Here is a 25,953-nt window from a genome sequence, read left to right as displayed (position 1 = left end):
GGGCGCCGCGACCCGGTGGACCTTTCCGGTCACGGCACTAGGCTGCGCACGTGCCGTCGTACTCCATCGGGCAGGCCGCCGGCCTGCTGCGCGTCAGTCCCGAGACCGTCCGCCGCTGGGCCGACGGGGGGCGGTTGTCCGCGCGCCGCGGCGCCGACGGGGTGCGGACCGTGGACGGAGCGGACCTGGCCGCCTTCGCCAAGGAGCGGGCCGCCGGGCTGCATCCGGTGCCCGAGGCGCCCCCCGCCACCTCCGTGCGCAATTCCTTCGCCGGGATCGTCACCGCCGTCCTCCTCGACGAGGTCGCGGCGCAGGTCGAGATCCAGTCGGGGCCGCACCGCGTGGTCTCCGTCGTGACCCGCGAGTCCGTCGAGGAGCTCGGCATCGCGGTCGGGGTCACCGTGACGGCCCGGGTGAAGTCCACCGACGTCCACATCGACCTGGCCTTCTGAGCGGGCCGCCGTAGCTGTTGAAGACGGCGACCTTGCCGTCGGTGACGGGGGTGGTGACGTGGTTGGGGACGGTGCGGCCGGGGGGTCGAGGACGATCGTGCGGGACGTCGCCCGGGCGATGCGGTACCGGCCGACGCCGTCGCCCGTACCGCGGTACGGGGCGAGCGCGGGCAGCGAGGTCATCAGTGGGAACCCGAAGTCCGGTTCGGCCAGGGTCACCCGGAGGCGGTCCCCGCGGGCGTGCACGCGCTCGACGTGGCGCAGCCAGTAGCCGGCGGCGGTGTGCGAGGACGCGGCGCGGCCCATGGCCCTCGCGTCGTTCGCGGCGGTTGGTCTGTCCACGACCCTCCCCTGTGGCCCGCGGCGGCCGCCCCCCGGTCCGGCGGCGGCGCCGCGCCCGACCCCTCCTCCCGCACGACGGACCCCTCGGAGACGATGGCCCTCAAGGTCCTGCCGTCGACGAAGTACCGTTCCAACGGATCGTCGTGACCGGCCCCTCGGCGGACGCCGGAACCGGCGTCCAGGCCCCGCCCGAGGCGCCGGCCCTGGGCCGCAAGGTCGGATCCGCCGCCCGGTGGAGCCTGGTCAACACCGTGGTCATGCGTCTCGGCAACTTCGTCACCGGCATCATCCTCGCGCGCTTCTTCCTCGGGCCCGAGGCCTGGGGCGTCTACGGGATCGCCCAGACGGTCCTGCTGGTCCTGCTCTCCGCGAACGAGCTCGGCGTCTCGCTGGCCATCGTGCGCTGGGAGGGCGACCCCCGCCGCTTCGCCCCGACCGTCCTCACCCTCAGCGCCGCCTCCAGCTGCCTGCTGTACGCCGTCCTGTTCGCCGCGGCCCCCGCGGTGGCCCGGGTGCTCGGCTCGCCCGAGGCGTCCGGCGTGCTGCGGGTGATGTGCGTGTGCGTGGTCCTGGACGGGCTCTCACAGGTGCCCGCGGGCTTCCTGACCCGGGAGTTCGCGCAGGGCCGGCGGATGGCCATCGACGCCCTCAACTTCGTCCTCAGCACCGCCGTGACCCTGCTGCTGGCCGTCCAGGGCTGGGGCGCGATGAGCTTCGCCTGGGGCTCGGTCGCCGGCAACGTGGCCGCCCTCGCCGGCTGCTGCCTCGCCGCGCCCGGCACCCTGAAGTTCGGGTGGGACCGGGAGCAGGCCCGGGCGCTGCTGCGCTTCGGACTCCCGCTGGCCGGGGCCAGCATGCTCGCCCTCGGCGTGGTCAACGTGGACACCATGGTGGTGGGCTCCGCACTCGACCAACTCGCCCTCGGCTTCTACGTGCTGGCCTTCAACATCTCCGGCTGGCCCGTACGGATCATCTCCGAGGCGGCCCGCCGCGTCTCCTTCGCCGGGTTCTCCCGGCTGGCGGACACGCCCGGAGCGCTGGCCGGCGGGTTCGGCCGCGCCCTGGGCGTGGTGATGACGGGCACCGTGCCGCTCTGCGTCCTGCTCGCCGCCCTCTCCGCGCCGATCGTCGGTCTGGTCTACGGCGAGCGGTGGCTGCCGGCCGCCGCGGCGCTGCCCTGGCTGATGGGGCTCGGCCTCGTCCGGATCGGCTGCGAACTGGCCTACGACTGCCTGGTGGCCATCGGCCGCCGCCGCTCCCTCATCGGGGTGCAGGGACTGTGGCTCGTGGTCCTGATCCCGACCCTGGTGATCGGCGCCGGGGCCGGGGGGATCGTGGGCGTGGCCCAGGGGCACGTCCTGGTCGCCGGCGTGGTCGTGGTGCCGGTGTTCCTCGTCGCGCTGCACCGGGGCGGCATCTCCCTGGGCACCGTCGCGCGGGCCTGCGCCTGGCCGTTCCTGGGCGGTGTCGTGATGACGGGTGTGGTCCTCCTGCTCGAGGAGCTGCTCGGCGACGGCGTCCTCGCACTGCTCGCCACCGGGGCGGCGGGCACGCTGTGCTACGCCCTGTGCGTCCTGCCCAGCCTCGGCTTCCTACGCGGTTCCCCACCGGCTGCCGCGCCCGCGACCGTAGGGGTATAGCTCCATGGCACGTCATATGGCACGTCATCGCAGACGCTTATGGGCCTGGCTGCTGGCCGGGGTCCTCCTGGTCACCGGGCTGGCCCTCTACCAGGCCGAGCGGACGGGGAACACCGAGTCCTCCGCCGCTTCGTGCCCGGACAGCGCCCTTCAGTGTCCCGGTGAGGACGGCGCCCTCGTCACCCCCGAGCCCTCCGCGGACCCCTCCGCTTCGGTCGGTCCGAGCCCCTCGGAGACCGCGCCGCCGTCCCCTTCCGCCACTCCCCCGCCGGCCGGCAGCGCGCCGCCGTCCCCGGCCGCGCCCGCCTGCACCTCGGCCTCGCCGGGCGCCTGCGGTTTCCCCGATGCGCGCACCACCGGTCCGCGGATCGGGCTGGAGCGGCACGACACGGGGAACATGTCCGTGAAGACGGACGGGATGGTCATCAAGGGCTGGGACATCAAGGGCTCCCTGGACGTCTACGCGAACGACGTCACCATCATCGACAGCAAGATCACCTCGGCCAACTGGTGGGGCGTGAACCTCCGTCCGGGCTTCAAGGGCCTGCGGGTCCTGCACACCACGATCACCGCGATCCCGGGCAAGGGCCCCGACAACGGGGGCGTCAACTACGCGGTCTCCAACATGGGCGAGAGCTCCATCGAGGTCGGCTGGTGCAACATCTCGGTGTTCGGCAACGCCCTGTCCATGGGCCAGGGCAACCTGCACGACAACTTCGTCCACGACATCGCGGCCTTCCGCAACCTGGGCGGCGAGTGGCAGCACACGGACGCCGTCATCAGCGGCGGCGGCAACAAGGGCCGGCTGACCATCCGCCACAACACCCTGCTCAACGCGGTCCCCGTGGACCGGGGCGCCAGCGCGGCCCTCGGGCTCTTCGCCGACACCGGCGTGGTCTCCAACGTCATCGTCGACCGCAACTGGCTGGCCGGCGGGGCGTACGCGCTCTACGGGGGCGGCCCGGGTGCGACGGGCATCCAGGTCACGGACAACGTGTTCTCCACCCAGTACCACCCCAACAGCGGAACCTACGGGGCCGTCGCCGCCTGGAACGCCGGCGGCGCGGGGAACGTCTGGAGCGGCAACCGCACGAGCGACGGCCGGCCCGTCGTCCCCGAACCGACTCCCTGAAGACCGGAAGGACATCATGCGCCGCATCGCCCGGGCCCCCTGGGAGCTGCTCAAGCGGGCCTTCGGCTGGCTGGTGCTCTTCGAGGCCAGGAACAAGCTCCTGCTCGCCCCCTCCGCCGTGCGGCTGCGCCGTTTCGAGGACGCCGAGACCGTCCGGCTCGCCGCCCTGACCGGCCGGCCGCCGACCGCCCTGGTCGCCACCGTGATCGCCACCCACCGGCGCCCCGAGGCGCTGCGCGCCGCGGTCCTCTCGGCCCTGGCCCAGACCGTGGCCGACCAGGTGGTCATCGTGGTGGACGACGGCGCGGGACTGCCCGAACTGCCTGCGGATCCCCGGTTGTTCGCGGTGTCGCTGGACCGCAACACGGCAACGGCCGGTGTCGTGCGCAACGTCGGGATACGGCTGACCCGTTCGCGCTACGTCGCCTTCCTCGACGACGACAACCTGTGGGAGCCGGACCACTTGGAGCAGGCCCTCGCGGTCCTGGAGCCGGCCGGCGGTCCCGACGCCGTGTACACCGCGCTGCGCCGGGTGCTCCCCGACGGTACCGAACGGGACGTGCTGTCGGTGCCGTTCGACCGCCGGCGCTCCGCCCACGAGGCGTTCCTGGACACCAACGCCTTCGTGGCGCGCCGCAACCGGTCGCTGTACTTCAGCCGGCTGCGGCGCACCCCCGAGGTGCTGCCCCGCGAGGACTGGGAGCTCGTACGCCGCTACAGCCGCCGCCACGAGGTGCGCCACGTGCCGCGGCCCACGGTCCGCTACCTGGTCAACCCGGAGAGCTTCTACACCGCCTGGGACGGTCCGGCGCCCTCCGGGTGACCCGGCGGGTTCAGGGCCCGGGGGTGGCGCGCAGCGCGGTCGGGCTGGCCAGGGCCCGCGCCGCCGCCCGGCTCGCGGGCCGGCCGAGGGCGGCCCGCGAGGTCTCGCGCAGCAGTACGGCCGCCCGGAAGGCGGTGGTGGCCGCCGGCCCGTGGCGGCGCCCGTAGAGCCGCACCCGGTTGAGGGTCAGCAGGGTCCAGAGCCGGGGCGACACCTGCGAGTCCCCGCCGAGGTGGACGGCCTCGGCGGCGGGCTCCAGGCGGGTGGCGAAGCCGCGGTCGCCGGCCCGCAGGCAGTACTCCGTCTCCTCCGAGTACAAGAAGAACGATTCGTCCCAGGCGCCACAGGCGTCCAGGCACTCCCGGGAGAGTGCCATCAGCGCCCCGGTCGCCCAGTCCGCGACCGTGGCCCGCCGGTAGGCGGCGGGATCGGTGACCAGCTCGCTCCACAGCGGGAAGCGGCCGGCCCGGCGGTTGCCGATCACCGCCTCGCCCAGGGCGCGCGTCACGCGCGACTCCCGGCGCAGCGAGTGGTGCAGCGTCCCGTCCTCCTCGTGGAGCAGGGGGACGCTGATCCCGACCCGGCCGCCCCCGTCGAGGGGGGCGCCGAGCGCGGCGACGAGGAGTCCGGCGCAGCCCCGCCACATCCTGACGTCCGGATTGCACACGAGGGGCGGAACCTCCGCGGGTGCCGCCGTGATGGCGGGGCGGGGCGCCGGGGCCAGGGTGAGCCCCGTACGGACGGCGAACCGCCGCAGTCCGGCGACCGCTTCGGGGTGCGCACCGTCGGAGACCGCGAGCTCGGTGTGCGTACGGGCCGCCGCGTCGAGACCGGCCAGGAGCGCGCTCAGGTCCTTCAGGCAGCCCTCGCGCACGGACTTGTCCGCCAGGCAGTCCGGTGCCAGCTCCACCCGCAGGGCCCGGGCCTGCGCGCCCCGGTCCCGTACCTCGGGCGGCGCCTCGGGGGTGGTGCCGAGCCAGAGCCCGGAGCGCACCGCCACCGCCCAGACGCCGGACGGCAGCCGCAGGGTCGCCGGCCGCGCCCCCGGGGTCCCCGCGTTCGGGGGGAACGCCCAGGCGGAGGGCCGGGGCGCGGGGCGCGAGCCGTCCTCCCCGGTGGGGGAGCAGACCAGGGCGGTCAGCAGCGCGGGCCAGGTGAACTCCCCCTCCGGGGAGAGCAGTCGCACGCGTCCGGCATCGGCATCGGGATCGGCTTCGGCCCCGGCCTCACCGCCGCCTTCACTCTCGGAGGCGGCGACGGGGAGCCCCAGGCACACCTCGATCTCGGTGCCGAGCAGGTCGCAGACCTCCTCGGCCAGGGCGACCGCCTCACGGCCGTCGGCCGGGACGAGCCGCAGGGAGCGGCGCGGCTCGGCGGGCAGACCGGCGAGGAGGGTGGCCAGGTCCTCCGCGGCGACCGGCTCCGCGCGCGGGGCACCGAGCAGCACGCTCAGCCGGTCGGGGTGCACCGCGACCGCGTAGGCGGGATCGTCGGGACGCGGCGCGGCGGTGTCCGCCGGGTACAGGGCGAGCCCGGCGGGCACGGCGCGGACCACGCACGCGCCGACCGGCCCCAGGGGGACGCGGACCAGGGCGCGCTGCCAGCGCGGGGCGGGCAGCCGGGTGCCCAACGCCTCGGGCGCCGCCCCCGGGGCGAACCGCCACCAGCCGCCGCCGGGGGTGGCGGGTTCGGTGACGTAGAGCAGGCCGCCGGGGGTGAGCACGGCCGGAGCGTCGGGAGCCTCCAGGGTCACCTCCCAGGCGTCGGCCAGGCGTTGGGCCAGCGGACCGTCCCCACCGGCGGCCGGGGCGGCCGCCCCGGACAGCACCAGCCGGACGGCGAGGGGTTCCTCCTCGCGCAGGAGGGCCAGCAGGCCGCCCAGCTCCTCGCCGAGGTTGCCGGCGGCCGCCGGCGGCACGTCCACCACGACCGCGGGCCGGCGGGCGTCGGCGGGCAGTTCCCGTACGAGGCCGCGGACCGGGGAGTCCCGTACGGCCGAGGAACGCAGCAGGTAGCGGTGGGGGAACTCGTCCCGTACGGTGCGCGGCGGTTGCGCCGGCGCCCCCGTGCCGGAGTCGGAACCCCCCACCGCCGCGCCCTGCTCCGGGCCGCTGACGCGGCGTCCGAGCCGGCGCAGCAGCCGCCCGGACATGCCGCCGCGCGGGGGCCGTTCCGCCGGTCCGTCGCCACCCTGTCGCACTGGTTCTCCCGTCCTCGCCGGCCCTGATGTGATCATGATGAGCCCCTGGGGCGGGCGCTCGAACCACCCGAGCCCCGGTTCCGGCCGGAGAGGCGGTCGAAAGCGGATTCGGAGAGGTCCGACCGGCCCCGGCCGGGGCGGGCCGGGTTCCCGGAGCCGGCGGGTCCCGGGGTGTCGCCGTCGAGGCTGAGTTCCTCCATGAGCGACAGGCCCCGCTGCACCTTGGGCTGCCGGCCGCCGCTCCCCTCCGGGCCCCCGTGCCTCCCACGCCGCTCGTCGTCGTCGGCCCGGGTGCGCTTGCCCGGCGCTCCGGACCGCTCGGGCGCCGCTGCGGGCCGGTGCGCGGCCCATCCGCCGTCACCGGCGTTCCAGCGGATGTCCAGCGGTGCGGCGCCGCCATCGCCGTAGGTGCCCGGGGACGACGGGGCGACGGTGTGCCGCATGCCGCCCGGAGTCGTCAGGTGGATGCTCCGGCCGAGGGCGTCGGCGTAGAGGCCGAGCAGCAAGCGCGCGGTGGCGTCGAGTCCGTCGGGCGTGGCGGCGTCGTGCTCCGCGTAGGTGGCCGGGGTCTGGTCGAACGGATGGACGCGACCGGTCGTCAGGCGGACGAAGAAGTCGTTGACGGGGGTGCCCTGCGCGACCAGTCGGTTGGTCAGTTCCTTCACCGCCGAGACCGACGCGTACCGCAGGTAGACGTGCCGGAACATGGGACGCAGGACTTCGTTCCAGGTCAGCGGGTCCGCGTGGAGGGTCCGTGGCGCCGTCGAGGTGCCATCGGCCGGGTCCGCGGGCCGGTTCGGGGGCTGTTGCGGCTGCGGTGACGGCTGCAAGGCCTCGCTGAGCGCGGCGAGGAAGGAGCCCTGCGGCTTGTGGAACCGGGCGGCGGCGAGCAGGTCCCGCTCGGCCAGTCGGCCCCCGACGGAGTCGGCGGCAGGCGTCGGCGGCCGGACGAGGTAGGTCCGGGCGAAGTGGCGCATGTGGCGCAGGAAGGCCGACGTGTCGTCGCTGAGCGCCAGTTGGTAGGCGTGCAGGCGCATCTGCGTCGGATCGAGACCCGCCCAGACGTGCGGGTGGCCGGGAACGGCGCGGGACACCGCGCGGCTGATCCGCTGCTTCGCGGGGTCGCCCAGGCCGGTGTCGCGCGGCGCCTCGGTCTCGGCCCGGGGCAGGCGGGGGCCCGGCTCACCGGCGGGCGGGGCGGAGCTCGACGTCAGTGACTTCCAGACGCGTCCACCGGGGTGGAACAGGGGGCGCAGCGGGTCCGCCTGCGGAGCTGTACGGGCCTGCGCCTTCTTGGACTTCGGACGGCCCGCGCCCCCGTCCAGCCCCGTGCGGACGGCCGAGAGCCGAAGGCCCGCGCGCATCTTCCTGACCTCCTCGCCACGGGCGGTGTACTCGTCCCCCTCGGCGCGGTTGAACAGCCGGTTCATGGGATTGGGGAGCCCCTCGTGGTCCTGGGGCAACGCGCCCACGAGCTTGCCCGCGAGCAGTCGGGACAGGTCGGTCTGGGTGGCGTTGTGGCGGAAACCGGTGTGGAAGGCGAGACCGCGGGTGGGCGGCACCAGGTTCTCGGCGGCGCTGCGCAGCGGAGCGATGTCCTGCTCGTAGCCGTCGGCACGGGCCGGCGTCCCCGGGGCGGGGGTGTTCCCCGTCCCGAGTTCCCGGGCGAGTTCCCAGGTGGCCAGTTCCATCAGGCCTTCGCTGAGCTCGTGGAACTCGCCCCCGCCGGTGCCGAAGCGGACCGGTTCGACCGCGTTGCTCTCCAGCAGGAGGGCGGGGCCGTCGACGAAGAGGTTCGGCTCGGGGGAGTAGGGGAGCTGGGGGGCGATGGCCGCCTGGCGGTCACGGGCACTCATGTCGCGCTGGACGGCGTGGACGAACTTCAGCACGTCCCGATGGTTGAAGTCGTTCGGCGAGGTCCGGGGCGTCGGCCGGACGGGGGGCTCCTGCGCCGTCTCCTGGTTCTGTTGGGCGGCTTGCCCCTTCTCGAAGTCGGCGAGCCGCTTCTCGTACGCCGCCGCGGCCTCGTCGTTCTTCTCCCGCACCCGCGTCGCGGTGTCCCGCAGGAGCCGGGCCTTCCCCTCCGGGGTGACGGGGGTGAAGTAGCCGCCCGACATCAGGTACGGGCGCAGCGGCGGGAGGTTCGCCGGCGGCTGGGCCGCGATCTCCTGCGGTGACAGGGGCCTGAAGTCCCGCTCGGTCGGCTCGTCGGTGAGGGGCACCGCGAACTCCGCGTTCGCGTCGCCGTGGTCGACCCCGTCCCCCTCCTCAGCCTCGTCGAAGCGCAGTTGACGGTCCAGCTGGGCGAAGACGTGGGTGCCGTCCGGTGCATGGTGGGGGTAGTCGTCGAAGTCCATGAAGGCCACGTACGGATGGCTTCCCTGGTCCATGAAGGCGTGCAGGGCCTGGCGGTTGGCATCGTTGACGAGGAGTGCGTTGCGGGCGGTTCCGTACGGGAACTTGTCGGGCCAGGGGTCCAGCGGGGTGGGAACCAGGGCCAGCGGAAGGGAGAACGAGGTCCCCGCCGCGACGGCCGTGACCGCGGCGTGGATCCGGACGGCCGCCTCCGCGCGCTTCGTGGCCTTCAGCGCCTCCGACTTCGTCCCGGACTTCTCGCCGCCGTTGACGGCGACGACCACCCCGACGCGGCCCCGGTACCGCTCGGGCAGGCCGTCCTGCACGTGGTGCAGGAACCGTTGGAGCAGCTCGGGAGAGTCAGTGAGGGTCCGGTGGCTGACCATGGCGTTGACGACGTAGGAGATCTGGCGGCCCTGGTGGACGCTCTCGCTCACCCGGTGCTGGTACTCCGCGGCGGACATCGGGCTCCGGCTGGCGTTGCGGGCCAGGGCGTCGAAGGCGGGGTTGACGTACGCGTACGGCTGGGCTTCTCCTCCGGGGCCCTCGCCGGGGGCGTACCACGGGAGGGTGGGCGCGTCGTCGAGCTCCATGGAGTCGGCCCCGGGGGCGTTGCTGGGGTTCTGTCTCTTTTTCTCCTCTCCGGGCCCAGGCCGCCCGCGGCCCGGGACCCACCGTTTGGGCACGCCGCCAGGCGACCGGCACAATGGGCCCGTGCTCCACGATCTCTTCCCGCCCGGAATCCAGCACGGCCTGGACCTCGCGGGCCTCTTCGTCTTCGCCACGGCCGGCGCCCTGCTCGCCGTACGCAAGAACTTCGACGTCTTCGGCCTCGTCGTCCTCGCGCTCGCCACGGCCCTCGGCGGCGGCCCGTCCCGCGACCTCGTCATCGGTCCCCCGCCCGCCGCCGCCTTCCGCGACCTCGGCTCCTCCCTCCCCCCAGCGGCCGCGCGCCGGCCCGGGAAGCCGCACGACCAGCCCACCCGCCCGCCCGGCCAGCCCCTGCCGATGCCTACCCACCCCGTCCGCGCGCCCCTCCCCGTCTCACACCCTGAGCAGCGGCACCATGACCTCGTCGACCATTTCCGCGATGTCCGCGTCCTGCCATTCACTTCCGCACACCTTCGCGCGGTACATCATCACCGCCGGAATGACCTCGACCAGGATCGGGCCAGTGGCGTCCGGCCGCACGTCACCACGGTCGATTCCGCGCCTCACCAGCTCACCGATCAACCGGTGTGCCGGTTCGTGCAGGCCGGACCAGATCAGGCCGTGGAACCGGCGCGCATGAGCGTGGTCGCACTCGTGAAGCACCGCCTGCAGCGCCTGCCCGGCGCGCGAGCGCATGACGTCCCGCATCCGCACGCACAGCGCGAAGAGGTCCTCGCGCACCGATCCCAGGTCCGGGATCTGGTCGAGCGGCGGCAGCCGCGTCCGCAGCGCGTCGGCCACCAGGTCCGTCTTCGAGGGCCAGCGCCGGTACAGCGCCGCCTTTCCGGTGCGCGCACCGGAGGCCACGCCCTCCATCGTGAGCGCGTTCCAGCCCACCGTGCCCAGTTGTTCCAACGCGGCGTCGAGAATCGCCCGTTCGAGCTCGGGCCCGCGCCTGCGCACCCCGGGCGCCTGCGACCAGCGCGAACCCATCGCTCCCGTACCTCCGCCCGGCCCGCGCGTCCCTCGCACGTATTTACAGCCTTAGTGAACGCTTGCGTTCCCTAAGGCCGCTCCCTACCGTGGCTCGATGTGAACGCACGAGTTCACTATTTCACTTTGGGGGGATCCACAGTGACGACTCCTCAGCTCTCCACACCCCGAATACCGGGCGCGGCCCGCCGCGAGGGGCGTCCTGGAGTGGCGCTCACCGTCATCGCCGCCTGTCAGCTCATGGTCGTCCTCGACGCGACGATCGTGAACATCGCGCTCCCGCACATGCAGACCGACCTGGAGATGACCACCACGGACCTGTCCTGGGTGATCAGCGCCTACACGCTCGCCTTCGGCGGTCTGCTCCTGCTCGGCGGCCGCGCCGGCGACATCCTCGGCCGCCGGCGCGTCTTCCTGACCGGCATCCTGATCTTCACCCTGGCCTCCCTGCTCGGCGGTTTCGCCCAGGAGCCCTGGCAACTCCTCATCGCGCGCGCCCTGCAGGGCGTCGGCGGCGCCATCGCCTCGCCGACCTCGCTCGCCCTGATCACCACGACGTTCGCCGAGGGCCCCGAGCGCAACCGCGCCTTCGGCGTGTTCGCCGCCGTTTCCGCGGGCGGCGGCGCCATCGGACTGCTCGCCGGCGGCATGCTCACCGAGTGGCTGGACTGGCGCTGGGTCCTCTTCGTCAACGTGCCGATCGGCCTGCTGATCGCCTTCCTGACCCCGCTCTACATCAACGAGTCCGAGCGCCATCCCGGCCGCTTCGACATCGCCGGCGCGCTCACCTCCACCGGCGGCATGGCCGCGCTCGTCTACGGGTTCATCCGCGCCTCCCAGGACGGCTGGCGCGACGCCCTGACCATCGGCTCGTTCGCCGTGGCCGTGCTGCTGCTCGCCGCCTTCGTGCTGATCGAGTCCCGGGCCCCCGATCCGATCATCCCGCTGCGCATGTTCGCCGACCGCAACCGCACCGGTACGTACGTGGTCATGCTCAGCCTCGCCGCCGCGATGTTCGGCATGTTCTTCTTCATCGTCCAGTTCGTGCAGAACGTACTGGGCTTCTCCCCGATCCAGTCGGGCCTCGGCTTCCTGCCCGTCACGGTCGCCATCATCACCGCCGCCGGGCTCTCGCAGCGCCTGCTGCCCCGCTTCGGCCCCAAGCCGTTCATGGTCGCCGGATCCGCGCTCACCGGCATCGGGCTGGCCTGGCTGACGTTCATCGAACCCGACAGCTCGTACCTCTCCGGCGTGCTGGGCCCGATGCTGCTGTTCGGCTTCGGCATGGGCCTCAACTTCGTCACCCTCACCCTCACAGCGGTCTCCGGGGTGGCGCCGCGGGAGGCCGGCGCGGCCTCCGGGCTGCTCAACGCCAGCCAGCAGGTCGGCGGCTCCCTGGGGCTGTCCATCCTGGTCACCGTCTTCGGCACGGCCGGCCTGAACGAGGCCGAGAAGCAGGTCCCGGACTTCATGGCGCACGCCGACCAGGCCCAGGCGGCGCTCTTCCGGCAGACCGGGCGGCTGCCCGACCCCTGGGGGGACGTCGTCCTGACCCGGGGGATCGCGACCGCCTTCATCGCCGCCGTGGCCATGGCCGGCGTCGCGCTCGTCACCGCGCTGCTGGTGATCCGGGTGCGCAGGAGCGACCTGGAGGCCCTCAACGGGGTCGCCGCCGAAGCCGGTCCGGCGGCCTGAACAGCAGGTTCCGTACGAGGGCCCCGGCGCGGGGAAGATCCCGCGCCGGGGCCCTCGTACTCCTGCCACGTGATCCCGTACGCGGGATCAGTACTCGATCCGGGTGCTGAAGGTGCCCAGCCGCTTGCACTCCTCGTACGAGGCCTTCACCGGCCGCTCGCGCAGGATCTGCCGGGCGCGGCGCTCCGCCAGGCTCATGGCGTACCAGGGGACTTCGCCCGCGTCCGCCAGATCGTCGTTGATCGCGCGCAGGGCGCAGGACCGCTGCGGCTCGGGCAGCCGGTCCAGACCCGGGACCGCGTCGGCCGACAAGGACTGGAAGTAGGCCAGGTCGATCTTGCCGGCCCGTTCGAACCGCGCGACGTTGCCCTCCGCGATCATCCCGTCAGGGGACAGCAGACCGAAGGCCAGTACGGCGGCCACCGCGCTCCCGGCGACCGCACGCGGCAGCCAGCGGGCGCCGAACACCCCGGCGGCCATGATCAGGACGATGACCAGGCCGAGCCACAGCTCCATCCCCGCGACCGAAACGCGCAGCCGGGTCAGCCCGTACGCGTCCACGTACAGGTCCATGCGGTGCAGCGCCGAGGCGACCACGACGAGGGTCAGCGCGCACAGCGTGCCGAGCACGGCACGCACCAGCCGGCGGTCGCCGGCTCCGCCGCGCGGGGCCCAGCGCAGGGCGAGCGCGATCACGGCGAGGGTGAGCAGGGTGGCCCAGAGCAGCTGCCAGAAGCCCTGGCGGGCGTACTCGGAGTAGGAGAGGCCGGTGGCCGCGAGGACCTCGCGGTAGCCGCCGAACAGCACGGTGAGCTGGACGGCGTTGAACCCCGCGAAGAGCAGGTTCAGCACGACGAGCGGGAGCGCCCACTCCACTCGGGAGCGCGCCTTGCCCGGCGCCACCTCGATGCGGTCCCAGCGGGACGGCCCGGCGGCGGTGCGGGCGACGGCGAGCGCGAGGACGGTGCCCAGCAGGAAGAGCAGGAAGCGGACGGGCCCGTCCACTCCGCTGACGTCGGGGGTCAGTCCGCTGAGCACGTCCGCGAAGGCGGCGTCGGCGGAGGCGAACAGCGCGCCGAAGAGCACCAGCAGGGCCACCGCCACCAGGGCGGCCTTCACGACGGGCAGCCAGCGGTCCCGGTTCCCGCTGCCCCGCGAGCGCACCCCGGTCCACAGCCAGCGCACGCCGAGGACCGCGGAGTCGACGAAGCCGACGGGGCTGAGCAGGATGCCAGGCCAGCTGCGGCTGCCGTGCAGAGCCAGCGCGCCGGTCAGGACGGCGGCGAACAGGGCCAGCGTGGAGGGCCAGGCGGAGTCCCGCAGCGCCGGGACGGCGAGCAGCCCGAGACAGCCGAGCGCCCAGACCGCGGTCCACGGGCGGGCGGTGCGTCCGGCCCTGCGGGCGGCGAGGTACGCGCCGAAGAGGGCCGGCACGACGGCGAGGAGCAGACCGGGGCCCAGCCCGTCGCCGAGCAGCAGGGCCACGGCGACGCCGGAGGCGACGGCCGCGCCGAGCACGGCGGCCGGGATCGGCTCCGCGACGGCGGGCCGGGCGGCTTCGGCCCAGGCGAGCGGGGCCAGCGACCAGGCGCCCGAGGCAGTTCGCTGCTTGCGCAGCTGATGGGTCTGCCACGCCCGGGGGTCCCACCCGGGCGGCACCGGGGCCGGCCCGCCGGGAGCCGACTGGGCGGGGACCTGCGGCGCCGAGGTCTGCGGCACCTGGGCCTGCGGCGCCGACGTCTGCGGGACCGAGGTCTGCGGCGCCGACGTCTGCGGGACCGAGGTCTGCGGCGCCGACGTCTGCGGGACCGAGGTCTGCGGCGCCGACGTCTGCGGGACCGAGGTCTGCGGTGCCGAGGTCTGCGGTCCGGCCGCTACGCCGCCCCCCGCGGCCCCGCACACCGTGCACGGCTCGCCCTCGACCAGGGCCGCGGCCAGCTCGGCGGCGATCCCGCGCAGCCGGGTCTCCTTGAGCTCCAGCCAGCGCTCCCGGGCCGAGGTCGACTCCTCGCGGGCGGTGAGCAGTTCGCCCGAGGCCCGCTCGGCGTCGGCGTCCAGGGCGTCGCGCCGCCGGGCGGCGTTCAGGTGCATCCGGGCGGGTTCGAGCTTGCCGGCGAGCTGCTCGGCCAGCGTCGCGGCCTGCTGGGCGGCGTCCGCGCGCCCGGCCAGCGCGGCCCGGGTGGCCTCCCAGCGGCCGAGCCACTCGGCGGTCTCCTGCTGCTGCTCCTCGGCGGCCCGCGACTCCCTTTCCAGGTCGGCCCGTTCGCGGCCGATCTCGGCGCTGCGCTGCTCGGCGCGGCGGGCGGCCCCGAGGGCTCCGAGGTCTTCGCGCAGCCGCTGCTCGACGGCGGCCAGCTGCTCGGCGCCGGCCTCGGCGAGCTGCGGCGGCAGCTCCGCGCGGGCCACGGACTCGGCATGCGCGGCGGCCATGTGGGCGCCGGCCGCGGCTCCGCGCAGTTCCAGGGCGGGGGCGACGAGGGCTCCGCGCCGGGCCCGGTCGAGCAGGGCGCGCACCCGCTCGCGCTCCGGGGCGGCCTCGGCGAGCAGGGCCGAGCGGCGGGCGGTCTCGGCGTGCCGGCGCTGCAGCCGGTCGAGCTCCCGCGCGTCCTCGGCGGCCCGCCGGGCCGCGGCGTACCGCCCCTCGACGGCGGCGAGGGCGTACTCGGCGACGGTGAGCCGCTCCCGGGCGGAGCAGCGCGCGACGGCGGCCCAGGCGCGGATCGCACCGGCGAGCCCGGGGTCGCCCGGCTGGTGCCGGGGCAGCGGCCAGGCCCGCAGGTCGGCCGCGGTCCCGGCGGCCTGCGCGAGGCGCTGGGCGGTGTGCAGCACCCGCTCGTCACCGGCGCGGACCTTGGCCTCGGCGCTGCGGCGCCGGTCGCCGAGCAGGGTCTCGACGGCGGCGAAGCGGCGGGTGTCGAAGAGCCGGCCCAGCAGCCGGCCCCGCGCCACCTCGTCGGCCCGCAGGAAGCGCGCGAACTCCCCCTGGGGCAACAGCACGACCTGGCAGAACTGCTCGCGGCTCATGCCGAGCAGCTGCTCGATCTCCTCGGCGATCTCCTGGTGGGAACGGCTCAGCGCGCGCCAGTGTTCCCCGTCGTACTCGCGCAGCCAGCTCTGCGCCTTGTCCTTCGTGGTGCCGGCGCCGCGCTTCTTGGGCCGGTCCTGCTCGGGGCGCCGGGTGATCTCCAGGCGCCGCCCGCCCGCGGTGAGTTCGAGGGTGACCTCGGTCGGGGTGTCAGCGGCCGCGTGGTCGCTGCGCAGGCTGGTGCCGGGGGCCTGGCGGGAGCCGGGGACCGAGCCGTAGAGGGCGTAGCAGACGGCGTCCAGGACGGAGGTCTTGCCCGCGCCGGTGGGGCCGTGCAGCAGGAAGATCCCGGCGCCGGAGAGGCCGTCGAAGTCGATCTCCTGCGGTTCGGCGAAGGGGCCGAAGGCGGTGATCCGCAGCCGGTGCAGCCTCATCGGTGGGTCTCCTGCCGGCCGTCGTCCACCCGGACGTCCTCGAAGGCGCCCTGGAGCACGGCCCGTTCGGCTTCGTCCGCGAAACCGCCGCCGCCGCGCACGTGGGTGACGAAGTCCTCCGCGATCTCCTGGTCGCTGCGGCCCTTGAGGCGCTGCGCGTAGCTGCCCGCCCCGTCCTGCGCGCGGCCCTCGGGGTCGAAGGCGAGGCTGAGGGTGTGCGGGAAGCGGGCGGCGAGCCGGGCCATGGGGTCCTCGGGCCGGACGGGGTCGGTGAGGGTGGCCTCCAGCCAGCAGTCCTCGTACCGGGCGTACGCGCTCTCGGAGAGCAGCTCCTCCAGCGGCCCCCGGACCCGGGCGAGGCCGCGGGGCACGGGGGTGTCGACGCGTTCGGCGCCGGCGATCTCCCCTTCCGGTCCCAGTTCTACGAGCCACATGGTCTTGCGGTGGTCGGTCTCGGAGAAGGAGTAGGCGAGCGGGGAACCGGAGTAGCGGACCCGTTCGTTGATCGTCTGGCAGCCGTGGAGGTGGCCGAGGGCGGCGTAGTCGACCCCGTCGAAGACGGAGGCCGGCACGGCCTCGACCCCGCCGACGGCGATGTCGCGCTCGCTGTCGCTGGCCTGCCCGCCGGTCACGAAGGCGTGGGCGAGGACGATCGAGCGGGTTCCGGGAGCACGGCCGGCCAGGTCGGCCCGGATCCGGTCCATGGCCGCGCCCAGGACCGCCTCGTGGCTCACCTTGCCGGCGCCGAAGTCGTCCTTGACCAGTGCGGGCTCCAGGTACGGCAGCCCGTACAGCGCCACGTCACCGTGTACGTCGGCCAGCACCACGGGGTCGGCGCACCCGGCGGGGTCGGTCCTGAGGTGGATCCCGGCGCGGCCGATCAGCCCGGCCCCGACCCCGAGGCGGCGCGCGGAGTCGTGGTTCCCGGAGATCATCACGGTGGGCACGCCGAGGTCGGCGAGCCGGTGCAGGGCCTGGTCGTACAGGGCGACGGCGGGCAGCGGGGGCACGGCCCGGTCGTAGATGTCACCGGCGACGAGGACGGCGTCGACCTCGTGCTCGCGGACGGTCTCCACGAGGTGGTCGATGAAGGCGGCCTGGGCGCCGAGCAGGTTCACGCGGTGGAAGGACCGCCCCAGGTGCCAGTCGGAGGTGTGCAGAATCCTCAAGATATCGCTCCGACCTGCACGTTTACCGTTCCTCCGCCTCCGAAACCAGCACCGAACCAGCACGGGCGCCGTGGTCAGCACCAACCACGCTAACGCCAGTCAGCACCTGATCCATCACAGACCTCAGTCTGCCACCGGCGTCCGGGGTCAGGTGACCATAGATGTCAGCGGTGATCTGGATCGTGGCGTGCCCCAACCATCGGGAAACCTCCAGCAGCGACACGCGGCCGGCGATGGCGCTGCTGGCAAAGAAATGCCGCAGTGTGTGGGCCGTCCAGGATTCATCGCCGAAGCCAGCCTTCTTGACCGCATTCCGGAAGTCGATCCGGTAGTTCGAATCCAGCACCTCGCCACCCTGATGGGTGTGCATGAGATAGCCGTCGCGACCGAGGCCGTGCTTGTCTACATGCCGCCTTACAGCATCCAAGACAGAGGGAGGAACAGGCACATCGCGCCACTCGCCCTCTTCACGAGCCTTCAGCGGCGACAGCTCGGCTACATATACACCGGCCCGCTGAAGTCTCACGAACTGACGACGGAGCCTAACTGTCCCCCCCTCGAAATCCGCATGCCGCAGGGCCAAGACTTCACCAATTCGCAGACCGCAACCCGCCATCAGCCAGATGGAGATTGCCCAGTCTGGGCGGATCTCCCCCGCAACGGACATGACCGCCTTGCCATCCGGAAGAGATTTCTCGTCAACCCGCTTGGTCTTAACCTTCGGTAGCGCGGCACGAGCCACTGGCGATTCAGGTATTCGCTTTTCGTTAACTGCGGAGTTGAATAGCGACCGCAGCGGAACCATCATCGAATGATAGACAGTTCTACGCGAGAGACCCCGCTCAACCATGGCAGTACACATAATTTCAACATCGCGGGCCGTGACGCTAATCAACGACTTCGAGCCAAGATGAGGAATCAGGTGGAGTCTGAAGAATCGGGCATAATTCTGCTTGGTGGTATCTTTAATTGCTCGGCGCGCCAACCAATCGACCGCATACACACTGACGAGGATCTTCCCGGCATCGGGATCCAGATAAACATGTTCACGCTTGTCATTCTCGACCTTCACACCGTAATCTGCCGCCTCCCGCTTAGAAGGAAGGGTCTTCTCCCGCTGCCGCCCCGTTCGACCTCCCGGCTCCCGGTATCGAACGGTCCAGGAATGCCCAAACCGCACCTTTTCGCATGGGAAATTATGGTTCTTCTCATCCACCTTGCATTTTTGGAACACCGCCGCCAAAACCTTGCCCCCTGTCCACCTGTGGCCCACACAGCTATTTAGCCATACCGCGAATCGAGATAAGCCACGATATCGCGCTCTCGAAACCGGAGCAGGCGCCCGACCTTTTGCGCTTCAATTCCCCAGGTTCGATATTTGTTCTTGACTGTTACCTCGCTCACTTTTAGCCATCCGGCAACCTCTGCAGGCGTGAGGAGTCGATTACTTCCTCCCGGCACTCCATCTCCAATATTCCGGGCAGCCACAATATCCACCATCATTCATCCGAGTGCCGGAGATATGCTGCACCCAAGGGTCCATGCAACTCGCCGAACCGCCATCGAGCGATGGGAGACAAGCCTCGCCACGTCGAACATGGCGCATGGATCCAACAGCAGCTGTGGGCAACCAGTCGGGTTCATGCATCCGCATGGCTCCACCGCCAAGCACAGCCACTGCGAACAGATCCAATGATCCGGAAAATCTGGGATTTACGAATTCACGGATCGAGTGATATTGATCCGAAACGCTTTGAGTTCAGGCTCGTTGACGGTGTGTGAGTGATCTGGTGGGGGATGCGCGGGCCTGGTCGCCGGATGCGCAGGAGGCCGCGCGGTTGCTGGCGGTGTCCGCGCTGGTGGGAAGGGTCAGATGTTGATAAGGGACAGCTCCCCGACCTCCCCGAACGGAGTTCCCCATGCCGCTCCACACCAGCTGGCTCTCCCCGACCGGCCAGACCCGCGAGAACACCCGCGTCAGCCAGATCGGCGCCACCACCCCGCTCAACCCGCAGCAGGCCCGGTCAGGGATCCTGCCCGGCTCGTACGGCGGTCTGCACCGGGTCGCGGGCTTCTGGACGGACGGCGCGTCCGCGATGACCCTCAACGTCAGCAACGGCCGGGCCGTCATCCAGGGCCTGCACTCCCAGGGCGCCTACCAGGTGACCCTCGACGGGGGCGTCGTGCTCACCGTCGCCGACGGCGACGCCCAGTACGGCCGCGTCGACCTGCTCGTGCTGCGCGTCTACGACGCCTCGTACGACACCTCGGGCAAGTACGAGGCGGCGGTCGAGCTCATCCGCGGCACCCCCGCCGCCGCCCCGGTCGCCCCGGCCACCCCGGTGCTCTCCCTGCCCCTGTACGAGATCGCCGTCCCGGCCGGCGCCAGCGCCGGCAAGGGCGGCATCGTCTGGAGCGGGGCCCTGAAGGACCTGCGCACCACCACCGTCGCGGTCGGCGGCATCGTGCCCGCCTTCGGCGACACCGGCAACGGCGCCTACCCGGGCCAGTACCAGGACGGCTACACCGCCCTGCAGCGCTGGGACGGCTCCGCCTGGGTCCCGTACCCGGCCGCGATCGGCGGCATCGCCCCCAAGGGGGCGCTGAGCACCGCGAGTTACGTCGGCCAGTACCGCGACACCCCGCAGCGGGTGCTCCAGCGGTGGAACGGCAGCGCCTGGCTGTCGGCCTTCCCCGCGCCGATCTACGTACAGAGCCTGGACGCCGGCTACACCACCTCCACCACGTACTCCGCCGCCCTGCAGGGCACGAGCGTCTCCGCGCTGAGCGCCGCCTTCAACGCGTCGCCGTCGGGCCAGGTCCTGCTGAGCTTCGGGGCCCGGACCACGAACGTCGGCAACAACAACGCGTACGGGTTCACCAGCGTCCGCGTGACCCAGGGCGCCACGGTGGTCTGGGAACCGGACGACGAGCGCTCCGCCCTGCACCACGGAGACCGCGCCTCCTCGGTGTCGACCACGATCCGGCTCGGCTCCCTCACGGCTGACGCCCCGTACACGGTGACGCTGATGCACCGCACGAGCGTGGCGGGCGTGCAGAGCTACTTCGACAGCATCTTCCTCCGCGTCGACCACCTGAACTGAGCCCCGGCCGCACCCCGCCCCACCCCGCACCGCTTTGAAGGAGAACTCCGTGAACGTGCGATCCGCCTGGCTCCCGATCACCGGCCAGACCCGCTCCGACACCCGCGTCGCCTCGCTCGGCGCCCTCACCCCCACCTCCCCGGTCGCCAGCCGGTCCGGCATCCTGCCCGGTTCGAGCGACGGCAAGTGGCGGATCTCCGGCTTCACCATCGTCGGCACGACCGCGATGGGCGCGACCGTCTACCCCGGCCGGGCCCTCATCCAGGGCACCGACAGCCAGGGCGGCTACCCGGTCGCCCTCACCCAGACCCTGAACCTGACCTTCGCCGACGGCCACGCCCAGTACGCCCGCGTCAACCCCATCGTGCTGCGCGTCTACGACGACGAGTACGACGCCTCCGGCCGCACCGAGGCCGCCGTCGAGGTGATCCGCGGCGTTCCGGCGGCGAGCCCGGCCGTCCCCGCGACCCCGCCGCTCTCCCTCCCCCTCTACACCGTCGCCGTGCCCGCCGGCACCAGCGCCGGAACCGGCGGCATCGCCTGGGCCACCGCCCTGCTGGGCCTGCGCACGGCCACGGTGGGCCTCGGCGGCATCCTGCCGGTCACCACCGACACCGCGATCGGGGCCTACCCGGGCCAGTACCGGGACATCGAGGGCGCCCTCCAGCGCTGGGACGGCAACGCCTGGCTGCCGTACCCGCCGAAGCCGGTGTGGCAGAACTGGACGCCGGTGTGGAGCACCGCCACCGGCAGCGGCACGCCGTCCTTCGGCAACGCCGAAGTCCTCGCGCGCTGGATCCAGCAGGGCCCCACCGTGCACATGAACTTCGCCATCACCTTCGGCAGCACCACCAGCTTCGGCACCGGTGCCACCACCAACGACAACTGGCGGTTCACGCTGCCGGTCAAGGCCGCGGCGATCACCAAGGGCATCGGCTTCGCCGACCTGACCCTGGGCCTGCGGGACCGCGTCACGGCCCGGATCCGCTGCACCTCGACCAGCGTCTTCGAACTCGAGATCGCCTCCGGCCTGCCGACCGGCGGCGCCATCGCCGGCTTCGGGCTCACCGACGCCGTCAGCCCGTGGACCTGGGCCGCGGGCCACACCATCATCGGCAGCGCCACCTACGAGGCGGCCTCCCAGTGAGCACCGAGACCCCGTACCGCGCGATCTTCTGCGACGTACGGACCGACCGGACCATCGACATCCTCCCGCTGCGGGACGTGTCCATCGACGACTACATAGGCAAGCCGGGCGCCCTGTCCGGCAACATCCCGGTGCCCGACGCGGCCCTCGCCGCCCGGGTCAGCCGGATCGAGGAGGGCCGCACCGCCGTCTACCTGGAGCGCGGCGGCGACCTGTGGTGGGGCGGGATCATCTGGACCAGCACCCTGCAGAGCAGCGGCCGGGGCGTGATCACCCTCAGCATCCAGGCGGCGACCTTCGACTCGTACGCGGGCCGCCGGCGCATCCGCGACACCTTCGGCCCCGCCGCCCCCACCGACCAGCTGGAGCTGGTCCGGGAGCTGTGGCGCCGGATGCAGTCCTCGGTGGGCGGCGACATCGGCGTCACCTTCGGGGACGAGACCTCCGGGATCCTGCGCAAGGAGTCCTGGCGCGACGGCGACGAGGTCCTGTACTCCGAGGCCATCGAGGCCTTGGCCTCGGCCGAGAACGGCATCGAGCACCAGATCTCCGTCTTCCGCGACCCGGTCACCGGTGCCCGCACCCGCCGGCTGCGGCTCGGCAGCCCGCGCATCCACACGGGCGTCACCGACCTGGTCCTGGACCGGCCCGGCGCGATCCTCTCGTACGCCTTCCCCCGCGACGCGACCCGCGGCGGCACCACCGCCCGGGCCCGCGGCGCCTCGGTCAACAGCAACCAGGCCGAGGAGTCGCGCCCGGTCTGCTCGGACGAGATGGTCGCGGACGACCTGATCACCGGCGGCTGGCCCCGGATCGACCTGTCCTCCGACCACAACACGATCAGCGACAAGACCGCCCTGAACGGCCGCGCCGCCGGCGAACTCGCCCAGGCCCGCGGGGCCGTCGTCATCCCCGAGGTCACGATCCGCCTGGGCAGCGAGGTACCGCCGTCCCTGCTCGGTCGGACCGTCCGCATCCGGATCACCGACGAATGGCACCCCCAGGGGCTCGACGCCCGCTACCGCATCATCGGCGTCAAGGTCACTCCGCCCGAGCGGGGCCGCCCGGACACCGCCGATCTCTATCTGGAGGAGGCCTGATGCCCCAGCTGCCCGAGGACATCATCGATCGGCTGACCGCCATGGAACGCCGCATCCAGCAGCTGTCCACCGCCGTCAACACCCGCCCCGCGCTCAACACCGTCAGCGGCGGCGCCCTGAAGATCTCGGACGGCGGCTCGCTGTCCGTGGAGGAGCCGGGCGGCACCCGGATCCTGGGCGTCGGCTTCTGGTCCTCCACCGAGTACGGCATGGAGATCAAGCGGCAGAGCGGCAAGACCGCGCTGAGCATCCGCAACGGCTCCGCCAACACCTACGACCAGGCCTTCCGCATCTTCGACGCGTACAACCACGAGGTCTTCTCCGACGACGTCGTCACCGGCGGCCTCGCCCGCCCCTGGCTGGCCATGCTGCCGCCGCAGGACACCGCCACCGCCCGCTGGCCGCAGACCAACGCGACCGGCTGGACCACGATCGCCCGCTCCTTCAACCCGCTGTGGCAGCCCCGCCTGCGCGTGTACTGCTACACCGCGGCCGCGGCGGGCGTCACCGGGCAGGTACGGATCCTCGTGGACGGCGTCCAGTGGGGCGACCCGGTCACCACCGGGGCGATCTTCGACCGCACCGAGAAGGTCACCGACGACTTCACCGGCCGCTTCGGCAGCCTGGTCAAGGTCGAGGTCCAGGCCATGGTCACCGGCGGCACCGGGCTCGTCTACGCCCAGCCGCTGATGATGTACGGCACCCAGAGCTGAGGAGACCCTCCCCATGAACATCGACCCGAACCTTCCCTGGGGCATCGCCATCGACTACGCGGGCCGCGCCACGCTCGCCGAGGCCGGCCACACCGTCCAGGTCCGCGTCTACGACGCGGGCCTCGGCGACACCCTGGAACCGGACCCGGTCAGCGGCTACCCGGCCGTCCACGTCACCGCCCAGTTCACCGAGACCGGAGAACTCGGCACCCAGCTGCGCGGCTCCGGCCAGATCGTCCTCGACCCGCCGGCCGAGGGCCCGGTGGCCCCGGACCGCACGGCCGTGGCCGCCGCGGTCGCCGCCGCCCTGGCCGACTTCGAAGCCCGCGTCACGGCCTACACCACCCTGTGCACCCGCTTCACCCGTCCCACCCCCGCAGCACCGTAACGGCGCCGCACCCTACAAAACGGCATACGGATGCATGCCTATGCTCGTGGGCTCGGAGATGTGTATAGGAGCCGGCCCCGAGCCCCCCTCACCGGCGACGCCACGGCCGACGTCGTCATCGTCGGCGGCGGCTACACCGGCCTGTGGACCGCCTACTACCTCAAGACCGCAGCCCCCGACCTGCGCGTCACCGTCCTGGAGCAGAAGTCCTGCGGCTACGGGGCCTCCGGCCGCAACGGCGGCTGGCTCTACAACGGCATCGCCGGCCGCGACCGCTACGCCGCCCGCCACGGCCACCAGGCCGCCCTGCGCCTCCAGCACGCCATGAACGACACCGTCACCGAAGTCATCAGCGTCGCCGCCAAGGAAGGCATCGAAGCCGACATCCACCGCGGCGGCGTCCTCGAAGTGGCCCGCACCCCCGCCCAACTGACCCGCCTCAAGGCCTTCCACGCCGCCGAACTCGCCTTCGGCGAAACCCGGCGCGAGCTCTACGACGCCACCGACACCCGCGCCCGCATCGACATCGCGGACGCGGTGGGCTCCACCTGGACCCCGCACGGAGCCCGCATCCACCCCCTCAAGCTCCTCAAGGGCCTGGCCGCCGCCTGCGAACGCCTCGGCGTCACCCTCCACGAGTCCACCCCCGTCACCGAGATCACCCCGCGACGGGCGCACACCCCGTACGGCACCGTCAGCGCCCCGTACGTCCTGCGCTGCACGGAGGGCTTCACCGCCGCCCTCAAGGGCCAGAAGCGCTCGTGGCTCCCGATGAACTCCTCGATGATCGCCACCGCCCCACTCCCCGCCGACGTCTGGGACTCCCTCGCCTGGTCCGGCCGGGAAGTCCTCGGGGACATGGCCCACGCGTACATGTACGCCCAGCGCACGGCGGACGACCGCATCGCCATCGGCGGCCGCGGGGTCCCCTACCGCTACGGCTCACGCGCCGCCACCGCCGAAAACACAGGCCGCACCCAGCCCGCGACGATCACGTCCCTGACCGAACTCCTCACGGCCTTCTTCCCGGCCCTCACCGGCGTCGAGATCACCCACGCCTGGTCGGGGGTCCTCGGCGTCCCGCGCGACTGGTGCGCCACGGTCTCCCTGGACGCGACGACGGGCCTCGGCTGGGCCGGCGGCTACGTCGGCTCCGGCGTGGCCACCTCCAACCTCGCGGCCCGCACCCTGCGCGATCTGGTCCTCGGCGACACGACCGACCTCACGACCCTGCCCTGGGTCAACCACCGGGTCCGCCGCTGGGAACCGGAGCCCTTCCGCTGGCTCGGCGTCCAGGCCCTCTACGCCGCCTACCGCGAGGCGGACCGCCGCGAATCGACCACCCACACCCCGACCACAACCCCGCTGGCCCGCTTGGCGGACAGGATCTCGGGCCGCGGCTGAGGGCGCGAAAAAGGCCCCGGATGATCATCCGGGGCCTTCCGCCTCTGTACGAACTCCCTCGATCAGACAACTTCTGACCGGGGACGGGGCCCCCTGTCGGATTCGAACCGACGACCTACGCTTTACAAGAGCGGTGCTCTGGCCGGACTGAGCTAAGGGGGCACATGTGACACTGCGCAGCGCACAGAATCGCCTTCACTCTACACAGCGGGCAGACGCCGCCGCGAAGAACTTTCCGGCCCCTCGTAGCCCCTCGCCCGCCAGTTCGCCCTACGTACCGAAGTGCACGTCCGCACCGCAGGCCGAGCAGTCGCCGCAGACGTTCGGCGCCTGACCTCACGCCCCCGGGTACCCCGCCCGCTCCAGCCTCGGAGCCACCGCCTCCAACGGCAGGCCCGGGTTCAGGGCGTCCACGACCTCCTGGGTGAGCGGGCGCAGCGACCAGACGTGCCGGACCGCCTCCAGGGGGAGCTCGGTCTCGTAGTAGTCCTCGGCGAAGTCGCGGTAGGCCTCCGGGGTGCCCGCCACCAGGACCTCGAAGAGGTGGTCCGTGCCGTCCGGGTCGGTGTGGTCGGCCTGGTCTCCCTCCGGGAACTCCACCGTGCCGGCGCGCCAGGCGGTGTCGCCGGTCTCGCGCCAGAAGACGGCGGTCGCCTGGAGCACCCCTTCCTCCACGCAGAAGGAGGGCTCCGTGACGAAGGGCCGGAAGGCCTCGGGTATGCCGTCCACCAGGCCGGGCCACAGCTCCGTGTCCTCGTCGCCCCACGGGCTCATCGGCGATTCGTGGTCGAAGCCGCGCCCGAAGGCGCCGGCCGCGGTGAAGACGATCGCGTACTCGTCGCCCGAGCCGTTCTCCATGAAGGCCGCCTCCTCCCCCGGGGCCCAGGACTTCGCGTACGAGAAGTAACCGCCGTTCGCGTTGCCGCTGATCACCAGTTCCAGCGCGGCCATCGCCCGGCAGCGGTCGCGCAGGGTCGCGATGTCGGGGAGGGCGCGGGTCAGGTCGTAGATGGTCATGGACGTGATCAAAGCAGCCCCCACTGACAGTCCTCGTGCTTCCTCGTACCTGTCGGGCAAGTCACTCCCGCCCAGGTGCTGACAGGAGGCGCCGCGGCCGGTAGCGTCGGCTCCGCGTCCAGTCACTGGACTAGACCTTCCACTCGGATCGTCCGGCACGTTCCTGCCG

19 protein-coding genes, 1 tRNA gene and 1 pseudogene are annotated in these 25,953 nt (G+C 72.6%); 12 read left to right on the top strand and 9 right to left on the bottom strand.

What is annotated here, in order from left to right; translation table 11 throughout:
- The first annotated feature begins 50 nt into the window (after positions 1-50).
- The 4 genes from DRB96_RS39775 (at position 51) to DRB96_RS39760 (ending at position 4,389) form a co-directional block, all read left to right on the top strand.
- Positions 51-452, top strand: coding sequence for a TOBE domain-containing protein (locus DRB96_RS39775; RefSeq protein WP_112452753.1), 402 nt, complete (start codon positions 51-53; stop codon positions 450-452).
- A 485-nt stretch (positions 453-937) separates the two neighbouring features.
- On the top strand, positions 938-2,434 hold the full coding sequence (locus DRB96_RS39770) for an oligosaccharide flippase family protein (RefSeq protein WP_239517827.1): 1,497 nt from the start codon (positions 938-940) through the stop codon (positions 2,432-2,434).
- Positions 2,435-2,450: 16 nt separating this feature from the next.
- Positions 2,451-3,566: a hypothetical protein gene (locus DRB96_RS39765; RefSeq protein WP_112452752.1), complete on the top strand. Its 1,116-nt coding sequence runs from the start codon at positions 2,451-2,453 to the stop codon at positions 3,564-3,566.
- A 16-nt stretch (positions 3,567-3,582) separates the two neighbouring features.
- Complete coding sequence (locus DRB96_RS39760; protein WP_112452751.1) at positions 3,583-4,389, top strand: glycosyltransferase family A protein; 807 nt, start codon at positions 3,583-3,585, stop codon at positions 4,387-4,389.
- A 10-nt stretch (positions 4,390-4,399) separates the two neighbouring features.
- Here DRB96_RS39760 and DRB96_RS45540 read toward each other — a convergent pair whose 3' ends face one another.
- Positions 4,400-6,589 (bottom strand): hypothetical protein, encoded by a 2,190-nt coding sequence (locus DRB96_RS45540; RefSeq protein WP_239517826.1) that lies wholly within the window; start codon positions 6,587-6,589, stop codon positions 4,400-4,402.
- A gap of 32 nt (positions 6,590-6,621) precedes the next feature.
- Positions 6,622-9,537 (bottom strand): hypothetical protein, encoded by a 2,916-nt coding sequence (locus DRB96_RS39750; protein ID WP_112452750.1) that lies wholly within the window; start codon positions 9,535-9,537, stop codon positions 6,622-6,624.
- 121 nt (positions 9,538-9,658) lie between these two features.
- On the opposite strand from DRB96_RS39750, the pseudogene DRB96_RS39745 reads away from it, so the two are divergent.
- Positions 9,659-9,871 (top strand): annotated as a pseudogene (locus DRB96_RS39745) (TRIC cation channel family protein); the annotation flags it as partial.
- 117 nt (positions 9,872-9,988) lie between these two features.
- On the opposite strand, the gene DRB96_RS39740 reads toward DRB96_RS39745, so the two are convergent.
- Positions 9,989-10,588, bottom strand: coding sequence for a TetR/AcrR family transcriptional regulator (locus DRB96_RS39740; RefSeq protein WP_112452749.1), 600 nt, complete (start codon positions 10,586-10,588; stop codon positions 9,989-9,991).
- Positions 10,589-10,729: 141 nt separating this feature from the next.
- Here DRB96_RS39740 and DRB96_RS39735 point away from each other — a divergent pair, with 141 nt between their 5' ends.
- Positions 10,730-12,283: an MFS transporter gene (locus DRB96_RS39735; RefSeq protein ID WP_112452748.1), complete on the top strand. Its 1,554-nt coding sequence runs from the start codon at positions 10,730-10,732 to the stop codon at positions 12,281-12,283.
- 87 nt (positions 12,284-12,370) lie between these two features.
- Here the strand turns inward: DRB96_RS39735 and DRB96_RS39730 are convergent, their stop codons facing one another.
- The 4 genes from DRB96_RS39730 to DRB96_RS39715 form a co-directional block, all read right to left on the bottom strand.
- Entirely contained in the window at positions 12,371-15,742 is a 3,372-nt protein-coding gene (locus tag DRB96_RS39730; protein WP_112452747.1) for a DUF4153 domain-containing protein, read from the bottom strand.
- Complete coding sequence (locus tag DRB96_RS39725; RefSeq protein WP_112452746.1) at positions 15,739-16,911, bottom strand: exonuclease SbcCD subunit D; 1,173 nt, start codon at positions 16,909-16,911, stop codon at positions 15,739-15,741. The genes DRB96_RS39730 and DRB96_RS39725 overlap by 4 nt, the downstream gene beginning before the upstream one ends.
- 22 nt (positions 16,912-16,933) lie before the next feature.
- On the bottom strand, positions 16,934-18,127 hold the full coding sequence (locus tag DRB96_RS39720) for a site-specific integrase (protein ID WP_162688539.1): 1,194 nt from the start codon (positions 18,125-18,127) through the stop codon (positions 16,934-16,936).
- 65 nt (positions 18,128-18,192) lie between these two features.
- On the bottom strand, positions 18,193-18,411 hold the full coding sequence (locus DRB96_RS39715) for a helix-turn-helix domain-containing protein (protein ID WP_112454340.1): 219 nt from the start codon (positions 18,409-18,411) through the stop codon (positions 18,193-18,195).
- A gap of 419 nt (positions 18,412-18,830) precedes the next feature.
- On the opposite strand from DRB96_RS39715, the gene DRB96_RS39710 reads away from it, so the two are divergent.
- Genes DRB96_RS39710 through DRB96_RS39685 form a run of 6 tightly spaced genes read left to right on the top strand, consistent with a single transcriptional unit; the run spans position 18,831 to position 24,767 of the window.
- Positions 18,831-20,015 (top strand): hypothetical protein, encoded by a 1,185-nt coding sequence (locus tag DRB96_RS39710; RefSeq protein ID WP_112452744.1) that lies wholly within the window; start codon positions 18,831-18,833, stop codon positions 20,013-20,015.
- Positions 20,016-20,064: 49 nt separating this feature from the next.
- On the top strand, positions 20,065-21,162 hold the full coding sequence (locus DRB96_RS46150) for a hypothetical protein (protein ID WP_112452743.1): 1,098 nt from the start codon (positions 20,065-20,067) through the stop codon (positions 21,160-21,162).
- On the top strand, positions 21,159-22,262 hold the full coding sequence (locus DRB96_RS39700; protein ID WP_112452742.1) for a hypothetical protein: 1,104 nt from the start codon (positions 21,159-21,161) through the stop codon (positions 22,260-22,262). The genes DRB96_RS46150 and DRB96_RS39700 overlap by 4 nt, the downstream gene beginning before the upstream one ends.
- Positions 22,262-22,975 (top strand): hypothetical protein, encoded by a 714-nt coding sequence (locus DRB96_RS39695; RefSeq protein WP_112452741.1) that lies wholly within the window; start codon positions 22,262-22,264, stop codon positions 22,973-22,975. The genes DRB96_RS39700 and DRB96_RS39695 overlap by 1 nt, the downstream gene beginning before the upstream one ends.
- Positions 22,976-22,988: 13 nt before the next feature.
- Positions 22,989-23,363: an ATP-binding protein gene (locus tag DRB96_RS39690; protein WP_112452740.1), complete on the top strand. Its 375-nt coding sequence runs from the start codon at positions 22,989-22,991 to the stop codon at positions 23,361-23,363.
- 60 nt (positions 23,364-23,423) lie between these two features.
- The gene (locus tag DRB96_RS39685; protein ID WP_239517825.1) at positions 23,424-24,767 is read left to right on the top strand and encodes an FAD-dependent oxidoreductase; all 1,344 of its coding nucleotides are present in this window, start codon (positions 23,424-23,426) and stop codon (positions 24,765-24,767) included.
- Between the two features lie 87 nt (positions 24,768-24,854).
- On the opposite strand, the gene DRB96_RS39680 is transcribed toward DRB96_RS39685, so the two are convergent.
- Both DRB96_RS39680 and DRB96_RS39675 read right to left on the bottom strand, forming a co-directional pair.
- Positions 24,855-24,929: transfer RNA gene (locus DRB96_RS39680), tRNA-Thr, on the bottom strand.
- Positions 24,930-25,103: 174 nt separating this feature from the next.
- Positions 25,104-25,784, bottom strand: coding sequence for a hypothetical protein (locus DRB96_RS39675; RefSeq protein ID WP_112454338.1), 681 nt, complete (start codon positions 25,782-25,784; stop codon positions 25,104-25,106).
- Positions 25,785-25,953 lie beyond the last annotated feature (169 nt).

The sequence above is a fragment of the Streptomyces sp. ICC1 genome (assembly GCF_003287935.1).
In the GTDB taxonomy this organism is placed as follows: domain Bacteria; phylum Actinomycetota; class Actinomycetes; order Streptomycetales; family Streptomycetaceae; genus Streptomyces; species Streptomyces tritrimontium.
Note: the sequence above shows the minus strand (reverse complement) of the source record. Positions and strands in the feature narration are given on the sequence as shown.

Bases quoted from the DNA above. Each gene is read 5' to 3' on its own strand.
- DRB96_RS39765 (WP_112452752.1), top strand. From the start codon at position 2,451: ATGGCACGTCATCGCAGACGCTTATGGGCCTGGCTGCTGGCCGGGGTC.
- DRB96_RS39760 (WP_112452751.1), top strand. From the start codon at position 3,583: ATGCGCCGCATCGCCCGGGCCCCCTGGGAGCTGCTCAAGCGGGCCTTC.
- DRB96_RS39750 (WP_112452750.1), bottom strand. From the start codon at position 9,537: ATGGAGCTCGACGACGCGCCCACCCTCCCGTGGTACGCCCCCGGCGAG.
- DRB96_RS39740 (WP_112452749.1), bottom strand. From the start codon at position 10,588: ATGGGTTCGCGCTGGTCGCAGGCGCCCGGGGTGCGCAGGCGCGGGCCC.
- DRB96_RS39730 (WP_112452747.1), bottom strand. From the start codon at position 15,742: ATGAGGCTGCACCGGCTGCGGATCACCGCCTTCGGCCCCTTCGCCGAA.
- DRB96_RS39715 (WP_112454340.1), bottom strand. From the start codon at position 18,411: ATGGTGGATATTGTGGCTGCCCGGAATATTGGAGATGGAGTGCCGGGA.
- DRB96_RS39710 (WP_112452744.1), top strand. From the start codon at position 18,831: ATGCCGCTCCACACCAGCTGGCTCTCCCCGACCGGCCAGACCCGCGAG.
- DRB96_RS39695 (WP_112452741.1), top strand. From the start codon at position 22,262: ATGCCCCAGCTGCCCGAGGACATCATCGATCGGCTGACCGCCATGGAA.
- DRB96_RS39690 (WP_112452740.1), top strand. From the start codon at position 22,989: ATGAACATCGACCCGAACCTTCCCTGGGGCATCGCCATCGACTACGCG.
- DRB96_RS39675 (WP_112454338.1), bottom strand. From the start codon at position 25,784: ATGACCATCTACGACCTGACCCGCGCCCTCCCCGACATCGCGACCCTG.